2 protein-coding genes and 1 pseudogene are annotated in these 1,371 nt (G+C 45.7%); all 3 read right to left on the minus strand.

What is annotated here, in order from left to right:
* Positions 1-272: 272 nt before the first annotated feature.
* Complete coding sequence (locus tag KDK18_RS09795; RefSeq protein WP_306670914.1) at positions 273-611, minus strand: AraC family transcriptional regulator; 339 nt, start codon at positions 609-611, stop codon at positions 273-275.
* Between the two features lie 72 nt (positions 612-683).
* Positions 684-1,010, minus strand: a pseudogene (locus KDK18_RS09800) (hypothetical protein); the annotation flags it as partial.
* Between the two features lie 12 nt (positions 1,011-1,022).
* Positions 1,023-1,371: hypothetical protein (locus KDK18_RS09805; protein ID WP_257254720.1), on the minus strand; the 349-nt coding region annotated here is incomplete at its 5' end.

A 1,371-nucleotide genomic window follows, 5' to 3' on the forward strand; every position in this document is an offset into this window, starting at 1 on the left:
GTCCAGGGGTGAACATTTACGATCGTAGGTAGATTGCCAGTTTTTGATATCAAATTGAGCAGTCACGGTGACTCCTTTTTTGTCTGCTAATAGTGACCCATTTGATGAATGCCCCGTAAACATTGGAAACGCAGGGTCTTGTTCGAAAACGATAGGGTCTTCACTCTACATCAATGGCCCACTAAAAACTTGACAGGGCGCGCCATGTACTTGTTTATTACCGACTGTGACTAAATGAGTTGATTTGAATCATATTTCGAACTGTTTCAAGACTAAACGCCCGAGGCTTGGGTATTTCGGTACTGCCTTGGTGACATGCCAGTCCAGCTTTTAAATGCCCTTGAAAAGCTGCTTAAATCGCCAAATCCTAACTCATAAGCGACAGTGGACAGCGGTGTGTCACTGGACTCAATCAGGGCAATGGCTTTTTCATGGCGTATTTTGTTAACCAGTTCCCGGTAACTCAGCCCCAGCTCTGTCAGTTTTCTCTGGAATGTACGACCGCTTATATTCATCAGGCCGGCCATTTTAGAAGTGGTCGGCGGAATAAGCGGGTTTAGTTCCAGCAGTGAGCGACTGACTCTTAAAACGAGGTTTTTTTGTTCAATCATTAGCAGTTTTTTCTGTACCAGTGATTCAGTTGCCTGAAGTAACTCCGGGTCACTGGTCCGCAAAGGCAGATCCAGCGCATCGACACTGAATTCTATTCGATACTGAGACATGGAGAATTTCAGAGTGCACTCCAACTTGTCCTTGAGTTTTTTATGGTATGTGGGTTGTTCAAATGGCAAGTGTATCGTTATTTCAGTTTCATGGTCCCAGCGTATTACCCTGGCAACTGCTGAGACCAGGGCCATCATGCCGTGTTTGGTCAGGTTGACCTGTTTATCGACAGCGTCATTGTCAATTAATAATAATGACGCTGTCCCGGCTGTTTCATTGAAGATGATTCGCGTGGTTGTCGTGATCAGTGACTGATAAGTTTCCAGTTTTTCAATTCGTTGCCTGAGTGATGCAGAGCTTCATAAGACAATACCCCGTGACTTGAAATCAAGCGGTTGCAGTGAAAGCCCCAGATCGACAGGCAACAGGGGTTCATCCGTCTGCTCTACGGCCCAGTAAAGCAACCTGCGAGCGCCATCGACAGGGATTGGCCTGTCGCAGTATGACCCGCTTTCAAGAGGAATATTAAAATGCTCGGGAGGTAATGGACTGACCCCATGTTTCTGTAGTTGCAGATTAATCAGGTCAAACCATCGTCCACTGACCGTTCCGCGGTACTTATTAATCACTTCCGATGATGAATCGGTAAAAGATGTTTTACGGTGCATAAATTTCTGGTTTGTTGTAAAGGTGTGCTGAGAACAAGCA

This window comes from Endozoicomonas sp. SESOKO3, assembly GCF_024606255.1.